Source organism: Pedobacter heparinus (assembly GCF_032678725.1).
In the GTDB taxonomy this organism is placed as follows: domain Bacteria; phylum Bacteroidota; class Bacteroidia; order Sphingobacteriales; family Sphingobacteriaceae; genus Pedobacter; species Pedobacter heparinus_A.
On record NZ_JAVTSC010000002.1, the window covers coordinates 61,237 to 80,507 of the forward strand.

The window sequence follows — 19,271 nt, forward strand, 5'->3', positions numbered from 1 at the left end:
TTATTTAATAAGGCCCAGATACATTGCGATAGGCATAGACGCAAACAGCAAAGAAATGATAATGGAATACCATACGCCCAGGGATTTAATGATTGGTGTATACTTCTTATGGTTCCATCCTAAAGTCTGGAAAGCAGAAGCAAAACCATGCAACAGGTGATAAGCCAACGAAACCATAGCCAATACATACAACAAAACCAGCAACGGATCTTTAAAAGTTTCTACCATAACAGCAAACAGGTCATGATTGCCATTTACATCTGTGGTAGGGATGCCTGTAAAACGGGACATTACCCAGAACTTGTTGATATGGACGATTAAAAAGATCAACAGCAAAGTACCCAGTAAACCCATAGAACGGGAATACCACTTGCTGTTCGCGGCACCATTGGTAACTGCATATTTTACCGGACGTGCGGCCTGGTTTTGAAAAACCAGTCTGAAACCCTGAATGATATGCGCAAGTAAACCTGCGAATAAAACGATTTCCATAGCCCTGATTATCCAGTTGGTACCCATAAAGTGAGCCCCCATGTTAAAGGTTAACCCGCCGTCATTTACATAGATCAACGCATTGATAAAACAGTGCACTAAAAGAAATGAAATGAGAAACAGGCCGGTTATGCCCATTATTAATTTTTTTCCAATTGATGAGGAAAAAGCCTTTCCGAAACTTGCCATTAGATTGTTTTTTTATTTCTATTATGTGCAAAAGTATTTAATAAAAGAATTAATCGGTTAATTCCAAGCACAAATCAGCTATTTAGAAACATTCTAACCTTACAATTAAATGATAATTGAAATAACCATTCTCTTCAATCGCGGGAACTGCGCAGCAATCTTGAGGACTAACAAAATAAGAGCTACCGAAAAAACCTTTTTCCTGAAGAAGGAAAAAATTTTCCAATGCGCTTTCAGAGAAGGTAATTTCTATGTGAAACAGGGTGCTTAAAGGGCAAAAAAATTCCTGATGAATTGTATATTTCTCTTGCTATTCTCTTGGTAGAACAGGAGAAACGCAAAAATAAAGCAAGAGAAACTCAACTTTTAATAAGGCTTTCGTTAAAGCAAACAACAGCAGGGCTGGCAGCCTGAACAAAAAAAGGCTGCACCGTACGTAACGATGCAGCCTTAAAAAAAATTAATTAATTATTCTAGTTGGTTAAAGAATAGGTGAATCTGCCTTGTGGCCCAACTCCTGAAATGGTTGTCATGCCGTTCCTTGATCTTGGCAATGCGCTCTCCACATCTTTGGCGCTATTTACGGGTGTACCGTTCACCGAGGTGATCAATACTCCTTTAGGAATTTCCCAGGAATCAAACAGTTTACCAGCCTCTATGCTGCTCACCACAACACCACTTTTTACACCATAACGTGCTTTAAGCTGCGCAGATGCCGGCTCAAAAGCCGCACCCAACTTACCTAAACTGGTACCTGTAGATTTCTCAGCTAGTTTAGCTGTTTTTACACCTACACTACTATCGTCCCTTAATGTAACCTTAATGTCTTTTAAGGCTCCATTTCTCAACACCGTCAACTGAACTTTGTCGCCCGGGCTCAAACGCCCGATCTTTTCCTGAAGGTCCGGAGAGTCATAAACGGCAATACCATCTACTTTTTTAATCACATCCCCTTGTTTTATACCGGCAGCTGCGCCTCCGCCATCTGGCGATACACTGCTTACATACAATCCGTTGATGTCATTCACTTTTAGTTCTTCGGCATTGTCAGCATCCAGCGGAACAAAAGAAACGCCGATATACCCACGTTTCACGCTTCCGTATTTTCTAAAATCGTCCAGGATCTTTTTCGCCAGGTTAATCGGAATGGCAAAACCATATCCTTCATTGGTACCGGTTTGCGAAGCAATTGCCGCATTGATCCCGATCAGCTCCCCATTGGTGTTTACCAACGCACCGCCACTATTTCCAGGATTAATGGCTGCATCAGTTTGAATAAAGGATTCAATACTGCTGTTGGTACGCTGAGGGGCTTTACCCGTTCTCCGGTACTCTTCGTATTCTTCCTCGGTAGGCTGTTGTTGCTGCCTGCCTAAAATACCTATACTTCTGGCTTTAGCGCTCACAATTCCTGCGGTAACCGTAGTTTGCAGGTCCAAAGGGAAACCAACAGCCAATACCCATTCGCCAATCTGCACATTGTCAGAATTTCCCATTTTTACCACTGGCAAATCATTGGCCTCAACCTTAATCAGGGCAAGATCTGTATTTGGATCTTTACCGATCACTTTGGCACTCACCTTACGTTTGTTGGATAAAATCACTTCAATCTTATCTGCATTATCCACTACGTGGTTATTGGTTACAATATAACCATCAGGGGTTAAAATAACACCCGAACCAGAAGCGGCCCTTGGCATACGCTGCATCCGGCGGCCACCACCACCACCAAACAGGTCGTCGAACATATCAAAAGGCGAAGACGAACGCGTCTGACCTTCTGACGAACTACCACCGTACGACGTTTTAATGTGGACCACAGCCGGTGAAACCGCAGCAGCAGCCTCTACAAAATCTACTGCGCCTGCAGATGAAATTTTGGGGTTACTCGCAAAAAGTACCTTTTGCTGATCAGCAAACGACAACATCTCACCATTTTTGGGCTCCAATAATTTATAGCCACCAATTGCGGCCGCACCACCTATAAATGCAGCCAACACTATTAATCCTATCCTTTTCATTTATATATCAGTTTAAATTTATCTGTTAAAAAAACCATTAAATATTTCTTTTCATTGATTTATTCAAATTTAATACCATATCACCGATATTTGCATCTGTAAACAGTCAAGAATACTGTTAAAAAATGTTAAATACCTTCGCATTACGCTAATGAACATCCACTTCTTTAAATACCAGGGCGCCGGAAATGATTTTATTCTGATTGACCACAGGGAAAGTCCAACCAAAGATATTGATTATGAGCAGATTAAAAAACTATGCGACAGGCGTTTTGGCGTGGGTGGCGATGGGCTGATGTTTTTGACCAAGCATCCGGATTATGATTTTGAGATGCTTTATTTTAATGCCGACGGGAAACCGGGCAGCATGTGTGGCAACGGCGGGCGCTGCATTGTAGCTTTTGCCAAACACCTGGGAATCATCGACAAAGAAACTAACTTTTTGGCAGTTGACGGCCCGCACTATGCCAAAATTTCAGCTGAAGGCAACTGGGTAGAGCTGCAAATGATAGACATCACTACCATCAACCGGGATGGCGAAGCCTATGTATTGAATACCGGCTCGCCCCATTATGTAACCCAAATGGAAGGGCTGGCCGATTATGACGTTTATCACGAAGGTAAAGCCATCCGCAATAATGAAACCTATAAAAAAGAAGGCATCAATGTAAACTATGTAGAAGATAAAGGTGACCACCTGTTTGTTCGCACCTTTGAACGCGGCGTAGAAGATGAAACCTATGCCTGCGGCACCGGGGTTACAGCGGTAGCCTTGTCCATGGCAAAACATAAAAATCAAAGCGGACACATCAAAACCCCGGTCAAAGTACTGGGCGGGGATTTAAGCATCGCTTTTGATTATGATGGCCAGAAATTTACCAACGTATTTTTGTGTGGCCCGGCCGAAAAGGTTTATGAAGGGGATATCAGACTTTAATCCCTTTCTGCCAGGTGTGCCGCGATGCCGATCTTGATCTCGCCAAAAGAATAATCACGGCCCAGATGTTCCCTGATCGGGTTCATCTGTAAGGTTTGCAGTACTTTGATGGCATCCAGTATGTGGCCCAGCTTTTTACCGCCAATGATCTCTTTTGCCGAGATTTCCTGTTTGGCCACATAGTGTGCAAGGTGCCCTTCAATGGTGCCGGCAACCATTTTACGGGCCTCGGCAATTTCGGCAATGGTTTTTCCTTCCTTCAGCAGCGCAAGAGACAATTCTTTGGTATCTGCTTTTGGCTCCTTTTCTTTTTTCGGAGCTTTTGCTTTGGGGCCCGTTTTGCTTTTTGTTTTTTTATCGGTAAAGTCAAGTTTGCCCGGCATAGCGAAAACAGTTTCCATTTGCGCAGCCCTGTCTGCCTGGCTCAGCAAGGCATTTACATCCTGTTTGGTAAATTCCTTTCCGCTGATGGTGGCACTTAACAATGCTGTAGCCTTGCGGATTTTTTTGACCTGCTCATAAAACAGGGCTTCCATTTCCAATAACTCGGTTAAATAGGCCACCACTTGTTTGTCCTGTTTTACCAGTTCCATTCGCTCAAATATCTTTTTTGAAAACGAAGCAAGCAGGGGTTTAAAATAGTTTTCAGCAGCGGCAGTCCTGTTCAGCAGCATTTGCATGCCACTTTCTGATTTGTCCTGGTACAGCCTTTGGATCTGCAATAAAAACTTATTGGCATGGGCCTTCACTTCACCCAGGTCCTTTAACAAAGCTGCGGCCCATTTCACATGCTTTTGCTTGGCCGATTTGTTGATGTCCTTGGTATAGGAATGCACGTGTTCATAGACGTAATTATCCAGGGGATTGAGGTCAAAACACTGTAGCAGATAGGTCCTTAAAAAGTTTTCACTTTCCTGTACAATCTGTGTTTCCAGCACCGCATGTTCCTGCTTGTTCTTTGCGAAAAAAGAAACATTCTGGTCCTGTCTGATCCCTGAACCGGAAATGAGGGAGGTTAACACCAGCCCGTCTAAAGAACGCAGCCGGGACAAGGCCACATAGATCTGTCCGGGGGCAAAGGCATTGCCTATATCAATAATCGCCTTATCAAAGGTTAAACCCTGGCTTTTATGTACGGTTATTGCCCAGGCCAGTTTGAGTGGATACTGGGTAAAGGTCCCGATCAGTTCCTCCTTTATTTCGCCGCTAACCTTATCTGTAGTATACCGGATGTTCTCCCATTTGTATTTTTCTACAACGATCTTTTCCTTATTGCCTTCGGTTTGCACTTCAATCCGGTCTGGTGCCAGGGAAATTACCGTGGCAATTTTACCGTTAAAAAAGCGCTGCTCCCCACTGGGGTCGTTCTTGATGAACATGACCTGCGCCCCTGTTTTCAGTTCCAGGATGTGTTCTGCCGGATAGGCATATTCGCTGAATTCATCCTCCACCTTTGCCACATACAGGTAAGCCGGGCTGTTCAGTTCTTCCAGGCTTTGTTTATTTAATGTCTCCGCCTTATTGTTATGGGTGGTTAAAGTGATGTACTTATCTTCCAGGGCCGGTTTAAAATCAGCCTGGTAGTATTTTTCCAGCAAGGCAACATCCTGCTGGCTGACCGTATTGTTCCTTAAGTTGTTGAGCAGGTCAATAAATACATTATCGGCCTGCCTGTAGATCTTTTCCAGCTCTATATAAACCGGCGGCTGCTGCTGCAGGGCATGGGCATCAAAAAAATACGCACTGTTGTAAAACTGCCCCAGTAAAGTCCATTCATTAGATTTTACTACCGGGGGCAACTGGTGCAGGTCGCCGATGAACAAGACCTGTACGCCGCCAAAACTAGCCGAATTGTTTCTCCTGATGTAACGTAAAACCATATCGATAGCATCCAGCAGATCTGCCCGGAGCATACTCACCTCATCAATGATGAGCAATTCCATATCGGTAAGCACTTTGCGCTTGGCAGCAGTCATGTTCAAATGCCTGACAATAGATTTTGGAGTATTGTATTGCTGGTTATAATGATTGCCTTCAGCTGCGGGCGGTTTAGGCAGATAGGCCCCAAAAGGCAACTGGAATAAAGAATGGATGGTCACCCCATTGGCGTTGATGGCGGCAATTCCAGTTGGCGCAGCAATTACCGCCTTTTTATGCGTCAATTCAATCAGACCCCGTAAAAAAGTGGTTTTACCTGTTCCCGCTTTTCCGGTCAGGAAAATGTGCTTCGAGGTATAATTTACAAATCTGGCCGCAAGCTCCGCCGGGTTGGCATTTTCTGAATTCAGCATATGCAAATCTAACAAGAATTGTAACTTAACCCCATATCCCTAATGCTTTTATGCTGGTTAAACCGTTTAAATAAGACATTTAACAAAAATTAACATTAAATATTTCTATTACTAAAGTTTTAGTTATAACTTTAGATGAAACAAACCTAAACCATGAAATTAAGCGCTCTAGTCTTTTTATTCCTTTGCCATGCCCTCTTTGTTACTGCACAGCAACGTTATACACTGAAAGGATCTGTAACAGATACAATGGCTACCTACAAGCTGGTCAATACCACCATCACGGTTTTAAATCAGAAAGATTCTACCCTGGTAAAGTTTAGCCGGGCCAATGAGGATGGTAATTTTTCCATAAATGCGCCGCGCCCCGGCAAATTTATTTTGCTGCTTACTTATCCTGGTTATGCAGATTATGTGGAAGAATTTGCGCTGGACAGTGCCCATGCCCTTAAAGATTTTGGCAAACTGAATATGATCCTTAAGGCCACTTTACTGGAAGGAGTGATCATTAAAGGTAAAACCGCCGCGATTAAAATCAAGGGTGATACCACCGAATTTGATGCGGGCAGCTATACCATCCAGCCCAACTCCAAAGTTGAAGACCTGTTGAAACAGTTGCCAGGAATACAGGTAGATAAAGACGGAAAAATAACGGCACAGGGCCAGACTGTAAATAAGGTACTGGTTGATGGAGAGGAATTTTTTGGAGATGACCCTACATTGGTTACCAAAAACATTCGTGGGGATATGGTGGACAAGGTACAGTTGTATGATAAAAAAAGCGACCAGGCCGCCTTTACCGGAATCGATGACGGCGAGAAAACAAAGACCATCAATATCAAACTCAAAGAAGACAAAAAGAACGGATATTTTGGCAAGGTAGAAGGAGGTATAGGAACGGACAAATTTTACAAAAGCCAGGCCATGTTTAACGCCTTTAAAGGCAAGCAGAAATTCTCTGTCTACGGCATAGCCGGGAATACCGGGCAAACAGGATTGGGCTGGGGCGACAAGGATAAATACGGGAGCTCAGACATGCAGGTTTCAGATGATGGGGGGTTCTATTTCAATGGAGGAGGTGACGACCTGGAAAATTATAATGGGCGATACAATGGACAGGGTATTCCTTCGGCCTATAGTGGTGGTTTACATTACGAAAACAAATGGAACAGCGATAAAGAAATTATCAATTCCAATTATAAAATCGGATCTATCTCGGTGGAGGGCACCAGGGATAACCTGACACAAAACAACTTACCCTCCGGGCTGATCAACAGCAGCTCAAACCAGAAGTTTGATAATTTCATGTTCAGACAAAAGCTGGACGCTACCTACACCATCAGTTTAGACACCAGCTCGACCCTAAAGGTATCGGTAAACGGAACCTTGAAAAACAGTAAAACAAGGGATGATTTTACCTCATCCAGCTCAAGGGAAGACAATTCCCCCTTAAACTCCGGCATCCGCTCATTGAGTAATGACGGTGATCAGCAGTTATTTAATGCTACCGCGCTCTGGACTAAAAAGCTGAAGAAAAAGGGCAGGACGCTTTCTGTAAACCTTAGCGAGGCCGTCAATAAGAATGACACCAAAGGCTTTCTGAATTCTACCAATGAATTCTTTAATGAGCAGGGAACCAGAGACAGTATACAAACGGTAAACCAGTACAAAACAAATCACAGCACCAGCTCCGTATTCAATACTAACATTACCTATACAGAGCCATTGTCTAAAACGTTGACACTTGCAATAAACTACGCCCTGAACGTCAACAACAGCAATTCCAACCGGAAGTCTTTCAATCAAAGTGCCTCAGGACAATACGATGTATTCGACAGTCAGTTTAGTAATGATTTTAGTCTGGACCAGCTTTCCAATCAGGGCGGAGCAACATTTAACTACAACAAAAAGAAGACAATTATAACTTTTGGCACCAAAGTAAGCGCCGTAGATTTTAAACAGTTTGATGCCTATACCGATCAAACATTCAAAAGAGATTTTATCAACTGGAACCCGCAAGCTACCTTTCAGTACCGGTTTTCTCAGCAAAAATCCTTCCGGTTAAGTTATTATGGCAATACCAATCAACCCCGCATAGATCAGATCCAGCCGGTAAGGGTAAATACCGACCCCTTGAACATTACATTAGGTAATCCGGATTTAAAGCCCTCGTTCAGGAGCAGCTTTAATGCAAGCTACAATTCCTACAAGATACTGACAGACCAGTACATTTATGTAAGTGGTAGCTATTCCTTCACCACAAACCCTATTGTCAACAATACCAAAACAGATGATGCCGGAAAAAACACTTATCAGTCTTTCAACTTAACAAATAGAGACCCGTACAACTTTTACTTTTATGGCAGCAGCAGCAGGAAAATAAAAAGTATAGCACTAAATGTAGGGCTTAACCTGCAGGTAAACGGCAATGTAAATTACAATATGGTAAGCACCGAGACCAAAACTGAACTCAATACCAGCAAATCTTACAGTTACAGTGGTGGTTTAAGCCTTTCCAAATATAAAGAGAAGAAATATAGTTTCTGGGTTTCCGGTGGGCCGAGTTACAATGTCATCAGCTCTTCTTTACAGACCAGGACCAATAACAAAGGGCTGGGTGTTCAGGCCGATGGAAGTTTCAACGTGTTCCTGCCCGGAAAGATTGACATCGGTACAGATGCCAACTATCAGTTTGCCGCTAAAACGCAAACCTTTAACGAAGACCTGGAGCGTTTTATATGGAATGCCAATATATCCAGAAAGTTTTTCAAAGCTGAAAATTTAAAACTGGTCATCTCCGGAAATGACCTGCTCAACCAAAATGTGGGTTTTAGCCGGTCTGCAAATAACAACATGATCACACAAAACAGCTATACGACCATACAAAGATATTTTATGGCCAGCCTGGTTTGGGATTTTAATAAAATGGGCGGAGCCGCCCCTAAAAAATAAGAAAATGAGGCACCTACTGATATTTACCTGTTTAATCCTTTTAGGAAATAACCTGCCTGCACAAAATGTGCGGTTCACTACTGATGGTGTAATAGAATTTGAAAAGAGCTCCAATATGTTTGCCATCATGAAAAAACAAATGGAAAAACGGACCAGCAGCTACATGCAGCAGGCTTATGATGCCTACAAAAAAAACCAACCGCAATTCCGGGTGCTAAAAAGTACGATGGCCTTTTCAAAAGACAAAACCCTGTTCACGCCTCAGGAACCTGATGCTGCCCCAAGGGGATATTTCTTCAGCTCTCCCCTGGCCGACCAGCCCAACACGATCTATACCGATTTTGCCAGCGGCCTGTTTACCGCCAGAAAAACCGTTTTTGAAGAAACCTTCCTGGTTAAAGACAGCATCAGAAATATCAACTGGAAAATCACCAATGAAATGCGGACCATAGCCGGGTATGAATGCCGGAGGGCAAATGCAATTATCCTGGATTCCATATATGTTGTCGCATTTTATACTGATAAAATTCCCGTGTCCGGGGGGCCTGAGTCTTTCACCGGACTTCCTGGAATGATCCTGGGAGTGGCTTTGCCACATGAAAACATCACTTGGTTTGCAAAAACGGTCACAGACAAAACAGTAAGTCCAAATGAATTAAAAGTGCCTGCCAAAGGCAAGTCTGTAAACAATAAGACCTTAAGAGAAACCATCAATTCGGCCTTAAAAGACTGGGGAGATTATGCGCAATCCGCATTAAAAGCATTCCTGCTTTAATTCACCAGCAATTTATAGCCTTTGCCATGTACGTTTAAGATCTCCACTTTGGGGTCCTCTCTAAGGTATTTTCTCAGCTTGCTCAAAAAAACATCCATACTGCGCCCGTTAAAATAATTGTCGTCATGCCAGATGCTCAGCAAAGCTTCCTCCCGGGTAAGTACGGCATTCTTTTTAAGGCAAAGCAGGCGCAGCAGCTCGGCTTCTTTGGTAGATAGTTTTTGCTGCAAGCCATTGTGGTTGATCAATTGAGTCGTATAGTCAAAGGTATAGTCTCCTATCTGAAATTCGGTTTGAGCAGGCCCCTGATCAACCTGTTCCTTTACTGCTACGCGTTTTAACAAGGCATTTATCCGCAGCAATAACTCTTCGATCCTAAAGGGTTTGGTAATGTAATCATCTCCTCCTAAATCATAGGCCGAGGCTTTATCCTCCATCATCGCTTTTGCTGTCGCAAAGATGATCGGCACATCCTGATTGATCTTCCTGATTTCTTTACCCAGGGTAAAACCATCTTTTTTGGGCATCATGACATCCAGTATACAAAGGTCAAATTCCTGCTTGCTAAATGCGCGCAGGCCTTCTTCGCCATCTGCACACAGCACCACATCAAACTTGCCTTTTAATTGAAGGTAATCCTGTAAGAGCAGCCCAAGATTGGGATCATCTTCTACCAATAGTATTCTTTTCATTTGCTATGGTTATGGTTTAGCGGTAAACTGATTTCAAAGGTAGTTCCTTTATCTTTTTCACTATGTACTTTTATAGCACCGTTCATTTGCTCAACAATATCCTGCACATAATTTAGCCCCAGACCAAAACCCTTTACATCATGCAGGTTACCGGTTGGAACCCGGTAAAACTGGTCAAAAATACGTTTGCTATGTTCTTTGGTCATGCCAATTCCTTCATCTGTAATTTCAATGAGCAATCCTTTACCGGTATTCCTGGTGGCAATGGTAATCTTAGGGTTTTCCGCACTGTATTTGTTGGCATTGTCTATCAGGTTGTAAAATACATTGGACAGGTGCAGCTCATCGCCTGAAATAACCGGCTGAACAGCTTCCAGATCTAAGCTTACCCGGGCATTTTTCTTTTGCAGCTGTAAGTTCATGCTGTCTACCACCGCAGTGATCAGGTCATGAATATTTACTTCCCTGTGTTCCAGTTTTAATTCTTTCTTTTCCAGCCTGGCGATACTCAGTACCCTTTCTATATGGTTACCCAAACGTACATTCTCGTCATAGATAATTCCGGCGAGCCTGCTGATGCGGTTTTTATCCGCTGCAATCTCGGGGTCTTTGAGCGCTTCACTGGCAATCATAATGGTTGCTACCGGTGTTTTAAATTCATGGGTCATGTTATTGATGAAATCTGTCTTCATTTCCGAAATCTTTTTCTGCCTCAGGATCGCGTAAATGGTATAAGCAAAAATAAAGATCAGTACCAGCAGCAAACCCGCCGAAGAAGCCATCGTTACACTCAGGTTAGCAAAGATAAGGGAGTTTTTATTTGGAAAATAGAGGTACAACATGCCCGGGTCCCGGGTGATAAAATTATTAAAAAGCGTTGCTTTATAGGTGTTCTTAGGCAATAGCTCTCCGCTCGCATTGGCCGCTTTCTGATACACCAGGGAATCCTTTTGCGCCAGGCCAACCCAGAAATCGTATTTCAGGCTGATGTTCCTGTTCAGCAATTCCTTTTTGATGAGGGTATCCAAAACCTCCTTGGAGATCATTTTACTCAGGGGAACATTGGCATCACGCATTTCTTTTGCCACATCCTGCAACAGGATTTCGGTTCCCGGTTTCATCGGAATGGTATCAGAAGACAGCCTTTCCAGACCCTCCTCATATTTCCGTCTGGCCAGTTTGTCTTCCAGTATAAATTTTCTTTCCAGTTCAGCACTTACTGTTTTTACACTGATCAATACATTTTTTCCCGTACCCGGATCAACGGCCAGGTAATGGATGCTATCGGGCATTTTAGTCTGTGCCACGTTAAATATTTTTTGCCTTTCCTGCACAAAGGTCGATTTGATCTGTCCGGCAACCACATTTCCATAAGCATCCAGCCCGACATTCACATCTACATGCACCGGAGATTTATTGGGGTTACTCAGGTCGGATGCCGCCCGAAATTCCTCTTCAGAGATCAGGATGGGATTCGCGTAAGATTTTCTGATCTCCAGATCAGTCTGGTTCAGGTCTGCTACAATAAGCCGCTGCCGCTGCAGTACACGCTGTTGTTCTTCATCCTTAAAGCGGTCTTTGTAATCCACGAGTTGCTTGGCCTGGTCCTGTACCTCAGCTTTTCTCTCCAATTCCAGCTGCCGGTCCTTTCTGCTGATGTGCAGGGCCGCATTGCGCTTTTGCACTTTGGTAACCACCGCATTTAATGCCTGGTTCACATCCTGCTCAAAAAGCTGGGAATTTAGGTTATAGGCCTGCCTGATGTAATACAATTGCATTACAAACACACCGAGCAATGCTACGGTCATGAGGCCGGTAATTAGCCAAAGGCTTCTTTTTTTCATTTACAGCAGCTCAAAAATAAAGAAGCAAAAACACATAAGTCCTTAATTTAACAAATTTTAACACGCGCCTGATGCATAATTATTATATTTATGTGGCCTTTTGCCTTAGTATTAAAAGCGATGGCCCTAAAAGCATGAAATTATTGTTGTTCACTTTATTGATCTGCAGTACTGCATTTGCGGAATTAACTGCACAAACCGCTGCCATTAACGGGGCCTGGCAATTGAACGAAGGAGATAAAACACACAACCTGCTGCTAACCGATGGTTTTTATTTTCATACCATATACCAGGGAAAACAGTTGATCATGACCCAGGGCGGCAGCTACGAAATAAAAGGCAATAAGCTGGCCTGTTCCAGTTTGTTCAACAGTGCCGATTCTACTAAAGTTGGCACCCTAACGGATATTCCATTTAGCCTTACGGCAGGGCAGCTCAGGCTGGATGTTCCGGAAGGACGCGTCAATTTCAAACGCATAGATGAGGGCAAAGCACCACTTGCCGGGGTATGGCGCATTACCGGCCGCATGGGCGATGATGGAAAAATTAATGCCATACACCAAACCGGCACCCGGCAAACTTACAAAATGCTTACCGGCACTAAGTTTCAATGGGTAGCCATTGATCCGGCAAAGAAACAATTCTCTGGTACAGGAGGAGGCTCCTATATTTTTAAAGATGGCAAATACACCGAAAACATTGAGTTCTTTTCGCGCGACAACAGCCGCGTTGGCGCTTCACTGGTATTTGATGGTAAGCTGGAAAACGGAGACTGGCACCATAGTGGCTTAAGTAGTAAAGGCGCTAAGATTTATGAAGTATGGAGCAAAACCGCTATGTAAAACCAAAAAAAATGCCGGAAGGTACTTCCGGCAGATCGTTCAATTTGTTTATTTAAAAAAGCTCTTAAAAAGGAAGATCATCTTCCTCGCCCGGTGTGCTGTTCAAATCAGCTGGCGGAGCGTATGCTGGAGTAGCTGCGGCAGCTGCATTAGCGGTTAGTGCATTGATGCGCCATACTACCAGACTGTTAAAGTAAGATGTTTTACCGGCTTTATCTGTCCAGGGACGGCCACGTAAATTGAATGAAACTTCTACATCATCGCCTTGTTTTAAGCTGTCAAATAAAGCGGTTTTATCTTGTAAAGCCTCAAACCTGATGTATTCAGGATAAGTAGGGTTTTCTGCATATTCTATAATCAGGTCCCTTTTCTTAAAAGTCTCACTCACCTGCTGTAATGCACCAATTTCATGCACTTTTCCTTTTATTTCCATAACAAATACTCTTTTATTCTACTACGATTTCAAATCTCTATATTTTTATTGATAACTTCGCAGAATAAATTATGCAAGTTTTCCACACCAAAAGCAAGGTGATCATCACCTGCAACAAAAGGCTTTCGCCTTATCTTCTGGACGAGGTTAAAGCCCTTGGTTATACCATTGTCAGGGATTTTCCGACAGGCCTGGAATTGGACATTACACTTAGCGAATGCATCAAACTCAATTTAAACCTGAGGTGTGCCAGCCAGATTTTGTACTGTTTAAAAAGCTTCAAGGCCAACAATCCTGAGGAGCTTTACCGGGAGTTGCTGGAAATGCCCTGGGAAGAGCTGATCGATTTTTCCGGTTATTTTTCGGTTACATCCAATGTGGATAACCCGACCATAACCACCCCGCTTTTTGCGAATTTAAAAGTTAAAGATGCCATTGTTGACCGCATCAAAGATAAGAAAGGCATTCGCCCGAATTCCGGATCTGATGCCAACAAAACCGTAGTGCACTTATACTGGAAAGACGGCGACGCTGATATATTTCTGGATACTTCGGGAGAAACTTTGGCCAAACATGGCTACCGTAAAATTCCGGGCAAAGCTCCTATGCTGGAAGCGCTTGCCGCGGCCGTAGTGCTGAGCAGCAAATGGGACCAGAAATCTCCGTTTGTAAACCCGATGTGCGGTTCCGGAACGCTGGCCATTGAAGCTGCGCTGATAGCCACCAACCGCCGGCCTGGCCTGTTCCGCATGAACTATGGTTTTATGCACATTATGGGCTATGATGAGCAGGTATTTTTTGCAGAGCGGAGAATTTTAAAAGACCAGGTGATTAAAAACACCGAACTGCAGATCATCGCCACTGATTTATCGGATGATGCGGTAGATATCAGCCGGAAAAATGCAAAAACGGCCGGCGTGGATACCCTGATCACTTTCGAAGTCTGTGATTTTGCTGACACGCAGGTTCCGGAAGGCGGAAGAGGTGTGGTGATATTTAACCCGGAATATGGGGAACGCTTAGGTGTGCATTCCAAACTGGAAGCTACCTATAAACGTATGGGCGACTTTATGAAACAGGAATGTAAGGGGTATTTTGGCTATATCTTTACCGGCAATCCTGATCTGGCTAAAAAGATAGGCTTAAAAGCCGACCGCAAAGTAGAGTTCTATAACGGAAAACTGGACTGCCGCATGCTGGAGTACGAATTGTACGATGGCAGCCGGAGACCGGAAGAGGAACGCCCGGTTAAACCCTGATATAAAACACGCATGAGTAGCGCAATTGACCAAACTATTGCTTTTGTTAAAAAGACTTTAGCCAATGCGGAAGCCGGCCATGACTGGTTTCACATTGAGCGGGTATATAAAAATGCCCTGCACATCAATGCTATCGAAAAGGCCGATGAGCTGGTGGTTGCACTTGCTGCACTGCTGCACGACATTGCAGATGCCAAATTCAACAACGGTGATGAAGAAATTGGCCCAAGGATAGCAGCTGATTTTATGCGCAGCATTAACCTGGAACCAGCTGTTGTTGAACATGTACAGCAGATCATCCGGAACCTGAGTTACAAGGCAAGCCTCGGGCTGATCACCTTTCAGTCTAAGGAACTGGATGTAGTGCAGGATGCCGACCGGCTGGATGCCATTGGTGCCATTGGTATTGCCCGGGCCTTTACCTATGGCGGTTATAAGAACAGGGTTTTATATGACCCTGAAATTAAGCCGGTACTGAACATGTCCAAAGAGGAATATAAAAATACCACCGCTCCCACCATCAATCATTTTTACGAAAAACTACTGCTGCTTAAAGCGCTGATGAAAACAGAAGAAGGCCGGAAAATGGCGGAGAAACGTCACCAGTTTATGCTGGATTATCTGGAGCAGTTTTATTCAGAATTTTATCTCATTATCTAATTATTTTAGCAAAATTACTATATTTGTTAGTAAATTAGCTATTATGTCTGAACGGATAAGGGAAAAACTGACCATATTGGCCGACGCGGCTAAATATGATGTATCCTGCTCGTCGAGTGGTGGAACAAGGAAAAATGACAACAAGGGCCTTGGTGACAGTCATGCCTCGGGTATCTGTCATACTTACACAGAAGATGGACGCTGTGTTTCCCTGTTGAAAATCCTGCTGACCAATCATTGTATTTTTGACTGTGCATTTTGTGTTTCCAGGAAGAGCAACGATATCGAACGTGCAGCTTTTACAGTGGAAGAGGTGGTATCTTTAACGATAAACTTTTACCGGCGTAACTTTATCGAAGGCCTGTTCCTTAGCTCCGGCATCTTCAAAAATGCAGATTTTACCATGGAGCGCCTGCTCAGGGTAGTCAAAAAACTCCGCCTGGAAGAGCGGTTTAACGGCTATATTCACCTAAAAACGATTCCGGGCGCGAGTGAGGAACTGATCAGAGAGGCAGGCCTTTACGCAGACCGGATGAGCATTAACCTGGAAATGCCCACCGAAAGCGGCTTAAAGCTGCTGGCTCCCGAAAAAAGTCATGAAGAGGTGAAAAAACCATTGGGCTTTATACAAAGCCAGATCATACAGTTAAAAGACGAGCAAAAGCTGATTAAAAGCATTCCGAAATTTGTACCCGCCGGGCAGAGCACGCAAATGGTGATTGGCGCAACACCGGAAACAGATAAGGACATCATGCATACCGCGGCCGCATTTTATAAGGATTACTCACTCAAAAGGGTTTATTATTCCGGTTATATTCCCATCAGTAGCGACAGGCGGCTGCCCGTTATCGGTTCCCAGCCTCCCCTGATCAGGGAAAACAGATTGTATCAGACAGACTGGCTGATGCGTTTCTACGGTTTCCATGTGAATGAATTGCTAAATGATGCCAATCCCCATCTGGATATAGATATTGACCCGAAGCTCAGCTGGGCCTTGAGAAACCTGCAGTTTTTTCCGGTTGACATTAATGTGGCGGCTTATAAAATGATCCTGCGTATACCCGGCATTGGGGTAAGTTCGGCAAAAAAGATCATCCAGGCACGCAGGTTTGGTAAACTGCGGATTGACCAGTTGAAAAAGATTGGCATTGCCTACAATAAAGCCCGTCATTTTATCAGGTGCGCAGACAGTCCTTACCAGTTAAAAGAATACCTGGGAACCCAGATCAAATCTTTTATCCTTGCTGAAAGCCAAAGCAAATATTTAAAAACGGATGTGCAGCAACTGAACTTATTCTAATGACCGTTTACCTGATCGACAGCAGTTTTGAAGGGTTGCTCTGCGCAGTTTTTGAATGGTTTGAACGCAAACCAGGACCCGTCATGCTAAAAACAACACAACAGCATCAGCCAGATGCTTTTTCTGATATTTTTCATGTGCACAATGACCATAAAAAAGCAGACCGGGTATGGAAAGGCTTACAAGCGAGGTTAAGCAAAGACTGGATAAGAAAGTTTTATTGTACTTTTTTGTCTGAAGACCCTGCAGCTTACCACAGCCTTTTTGAGTTTAGTTGTTACATTTTTAACAATGCGCCGGGAGTTGAGGCCAATTATGGCAATGAGTACGTACTGGCCCTGGCACAAACAGCCAAAAAAGTAGAAAGAGAAAAGCACAGGATGGAAGCCTTTATCCGCTTTCAGCATTCGGCCGACGGCATTTTTTATTGTACAATAGATCCTGATTTTAATGTCCTTCCACTGATCTTGTCCCATTTCAGGAACCGTTACACTGATCAGCAATGGGTCATATACGATATTAAAAGACACTATGGCCTGTACTATAACCTGGAAATTGTAGCAGAAATACAGTTGGAAAGCCTGGAAGAAAAAAGGCTTCAAAAGCCCGCAGAGGCGTTCCTTTCAGAAAAAGAAAATTTATATGCCAGGCTTTGGCAGGACTATTTTAAAAGCACAAATATTGCAGCCCGAAAAAACACCAGACTGCATGTGCAGCACGTCCCAAAAAGATATTGGAAATATCTTACGGAAAAGATTAGCATATAAAATTTATCTTGTAAATTGCTCCTGGCATAAGCGTCCGTCTTACCATAAAATTATTAGGATGAAGTTAAGTGTTTTGGTGTTAATTGCTGCATTTGCAGTTGGGCTGTCCATCGGTCTGGTTAATTTTTACTTCCAGAAGGACTGGTATTTTATGTTGGTTTCCTTTGTGGTAAGTTTTATCACCAGCTTTATTGTTTTTTACTACCTGCTGGAAAAGTACATCTACTCAAAAATCGTACTGATCTATAAATTGATCCACAACCTGAAACTGGGCAAAGACCTTAAAGATGCTTTGGGCGAATACGTAAGTGCCGATCCTATAAACGATGTGGAACAGGAAGTAAAAGAATGGGCCGGGGCCAAAAAACGGGAGATTGAAGTACTGAAAAGACAGGAGCAGTTCAGACGGGAATTTTTATCCAATGTATCACATGAGTTTAAGACCCCGCTGTTTGCGATACAAGGTTATATTGAAACCTTGCAGGACTGCCTGACCGAAGACCCGGAAACGGCCGCTAAATTCCTGGCCAAGGCAGAAAAGAATGTAGAGCGGCTGAGCTACCTGATTACCGATCTGGACTCCATCTCCAAGCTGGAAACTGGAGAAATCCCCATTAATTATGAGAAGTTCGACTTTGTTCCCCTGGCCAGGGAGGTGATGGACGGCCTGGAAGATAGTGCACGCAAAAGAAACATTACCCTTTCTTTTAAAGACAAGTACACGCATCCGGCCTATGTTCGGGCCGACCGGGAAAAGATCCGGCAGGTTTTGATCAACCTGATCCACAATTCATTGAAATATGGCAGGGAACAAGGTTCTACAGCTATAAAGATCTTTGAACTGCACGACCAGTATTTAATAGAAGTAACGGATGACGGGATCGGCATTGATGAAAAACACCATACCCGTTTATTTGAGCGCTTTTACCGGATTGACTCGCACAGGTCCAGAGAGGAAGGGGGTACCGGCCTTGGTTTGGCTATTGTAAAACACATCCTGGAAGCCCATGAACAGATTATATCCATCAGGAGCACCCCTCAAATCGGGACTACCTTTGCTTTTACACTGGAAAAGATTGGTTAACAGCAAGGTGATAAATTAAAATAAACTTAACACTTAACACTAAGTTAACATTACAGTTATACTTTTGCATCATATTTTAATATTAATATGAATAGCATTTTTAAGTTCTTTACGCCGAGAGACAAGAAATTTCAGCCTTTATTTGAGCAGGCAGGAAGCAACGTATTAAAAATTTCCCAGGCCCTGTTGCTTGCGCTTAGCGCAACCGATATGGAGAAAAGGAAAGAACACATTAAAGAAGTGGAGCGCCTGGAACATGTTGGAGACGACATTACCCATTCCATTTTCCTGGAACTCAGTAAAAACTTTATTACTCCTTTTGACAGGGAAGATATCCATGCACTGGCCAGTGCAGTTGATGACATTGCAGATTATATCCATGCATCGGCAAGCAATATAGAACTGTACAATGTAACCAATATTGGCGATGCGATGATCAAACTTGCTGAATTACTGGTAGAAATGTGTACAGATCTGGAAAAGGCCATCAAAGAACTAAGAAGCTTTAAAAATATCCGCGTGATCGCTGATGCCTGCGTACGCATCAACAGCGGAGAAAATCAGGCGGATTACGTCTGCAACCTTGCCATTGCCCGTTTGTTTGAGTTTGAGACCAATGCCATTGAGCTGATCAGGCAAAAAGAAGTATTGCAAACTTTAGAGCTGGCAACAGATAAATGTGAGGATGCAGCAAATGTGCTGGAATCTATTTTGGTAAAGAACGCTTAAACCC

Annotated in this window: 16 protein-coding genes; 10 read left to right on the forward strand and 6 right to left on the reverse strand. The window is 43.4% G+C overall.

Annotation, left to right across the window (positions count from 1 at the left end; genetic code table 11):
- The gene (locus tag R2Q85_RS03430; protein ID WP_316810350.1) at positions 1-681 is read right to left on the reverse strand and encodes a succinate dehydrogenase cytochrome b subunit; all 681 of its coding nucleotides are present in this window, start codon (positions 679-681) and stop codon (positions 1-3) included.
- Positions 682-1,154: 473 nt separating this feature from the next.
- Positions 1,155-2,702, reverse strand: coding sequence for a trypsin-like peptidase domain-containing protein (locus tag R2Q85_RS03435; protein WP_316810351.1), 1,548 nt, complete (start codon positions 2,700-2,702; stop codon positions 1,155-1,157).
- A 151-nt stretch (positions 2,703-2,853) separates the two neighbouring features.
- Between R2Q85_RS03435 and dapF the strand changes: the two genes are divergently transcribed.
- The gene (gene dapF / locus R2Q85_RS03440; RefSeq protein ID WP_316810352.1) at positions 2,854-3,639 is read left to right on the forward strand and encodes a diaminopimelate epimerase; all 786 of its coding nucleotides are present in this window, start codon (positions 2,854-2,856) and stop codon (positions 3,637-3,639) included.
- Here the strand turns inward: dapF and R2Q85_RS03445 are convergent.
- Positions 3,636-5,930: a helix-turn-helix domain-containing protein gene (locus R2Q85_RS03445; RefSeq protein ID WP_316810353.1), complete on the reverse strand. Its 2,295-nt coding sequence runs from the start codon at positions 5,928-5,930 to the stop codon at positions 3,636-3,638. The two genes, dapF and R2Q85_RS03445, sit on opposite strands and share 4 nt — an antisense overlap.
- 153 nt (positions 5,931-6,083) lie before the next feature.
- Between R2Q85_RS03445 and R2Q85_RS03450 the strand changes: the two genes are divergently transcribed.
- Together R2Q85_RS03450 and R2Q85_RS03455 are read left to right on the forward strand one after the other, a co-directional pair.
- Complete coding sequence (locus tag R2Q85_RS03450; RefSeq protein WP_316810354.1) at positions 6,084-8,882, forward strand: outer membrane beta-barrel family protein; 2,799 nt, start codon at positions 6,084-6,086, stop codon at positions 8,880-8,882.
- Between the two features lie 4 nt (positions 8,883-8,886).
- On the forward strand, positions 8,887-9,657 hold the full coding sequence (locus R2Q85_RS03455; RefSeq protein ID WP_316810355.1) for a GLPGLI family protein: 771 nt from the start codon (positions 8,887-8,889) through the stop codon (positions 9,655-9,657).
- Here R2Q85_RS03455 and R2Q85_RS03460 read toward each other — a convergent pair.
- Together R2Q85_RS03460 and R2Q85_RS03465 are read right to left on the reverse strand one after the other, a co-directional pair.
- Entirely contained in the window at positions 9,654-10,349 is a 696-nt protein-coding gene (locus R2Q85_RS03460) for a response regulator transcription factor (RefSeq protein WP_316810356.1), read from the reverse strand. The genes R2Q85_RS03455 and R2Q85_RS03460 overlap by 4 nt on opposite strands.
- The gene (locus tag R2Q85_RS03465; RefSeq protein WP_316810357.1) at positions 10,346-12,193 is read right to left on the reverse strand and encodes a HAMP domain-containing sensor histidine kinase; all 1,848 of its coding nucleotides are present in this window, start codon (positions 12,191-12,193) and stop codon (positions 10,346-10,348) included. Before R2Q85_RS03465 ends, R2Q85_RS03460 begins: the two co-directional genes overlap by 4 nt.
- Before the next feature lie 71 nt (positions 12,194-12,264).
- Between R2Q85_RS03465 and R2Q85_RS03470 the strand changes: the two genes are divergently transcribed.
- Positions 12,265-13,035 (forward strand): hypothetical protein, encoded by a 771-nt coding sequence (locus R2Q85_RS03470; protein ID WP_316810358.1) that lies wholly within the window; start codon positions 12,265-12,267, stop codon positions 13,033-13,035.
- 64 nt (positions 13,036-13,099) lie between these two features.
- On the opposite strand, the gene R2Q85_RS03475 is transcribed toward R2Q85_RS03470, so the two are convergent.
- Positions 13,100-13,468 (reverse strand): DUF3127 domain-containing protein, encoded by a 369-nt coding sequence (locus tag R2Q85_RS03475; RefSeq protein ID WP_316810359.1) that lies wholly within the window; start codon positions 13,466-13,468, stop codon positions 13,100-13,102.
- Positions 13,469-13,539: 71 nt separating this feature from the next.
- Between R2Q85_RS03475 and R2Q85_RS03480 the strand changes: the two genes are divergently transcribed.
- The 6 genes from R2Q85_RS03480 (at position 13,540) to R2Q85_RS03505 (ending at position 19,267) form a co-directional block, all read left to right on the forward strand.
- On the forward strand, positions 13,540-14,727 hold the full coding sequence (locus R2Q85_RS03480; RefSeq protein WP_316810360.1) for a class I SAM-dependent RNA methyltransferase: 1,188 nt from the start codon (positions 13,540-13,542) through the stop codon (positions 14,725-14,727).
- Positions 14,728-14,739: 12 nt separating this feature from the next.
- Positions 14,740-15,387 (forward strand): HD domain-containing protein, encoded by a 648-nt coding sequence (locus R2Q85_RS03485; RefSeq protein ID WP_316810361.1) that lies wholly within the window; start codon positions 14,740-14,742, stop codon positions 15,385-15,387.
- A 43-nt stretch (positions 15,388-15,430) separates the two neighbouring features.
- On the forward strand, positions 15,431-16,687 hold the full coding sequence (locus R2Q85_RS03490) for a putative DNA modification/repair radical SAM protein (RefSeq protein WP_316810362.1): 1,257 nt from the start codon (positions 15,431-15,433) through the stop codon (positions 16,685-16,687).
- A complete protein-coding gene (locus R2Q85_RS03495; protein WP_316810363.1) occupies positions 16,687-17,454 on the forward strand; it encodes a TIGR03915 family putative DNA repair protein in 768 nt (255 codons plus the stop codon). Before R2Q85_RS03490 ends, R2Q85_RS03495 begins: the two co-directional genes overlap by 1 nt.
- Positions 17,455-17,512: 58 nt before the next feature.
- Positions 17,513-18,538: a sensor histidine kinase gene (locus R2Q85_RS03500; RefSeq protein ID WP_316810364.1), complete on the forward strand. Its 1,026-nt coding sequence runs from the start codon at positions 17,513-17,515 to the stop codon at positions 18,536-18,538.
- An 87-nt stretch (positions 18,539-18,625) separates the two neighbouring features.
- Positions 18,626-19,267: a DUF47 domain-containing protein gene (locus R2Q85_RS03505; protein WP_316810365.1), complete on the forward strand. Its 642-nt coding sequence runs from the start codon at positions 18,626-18,628 to the stop codon at positions 19,265-19,267.
- Positions 19,268-19,271: the final 4 nt, after the last annotated feature.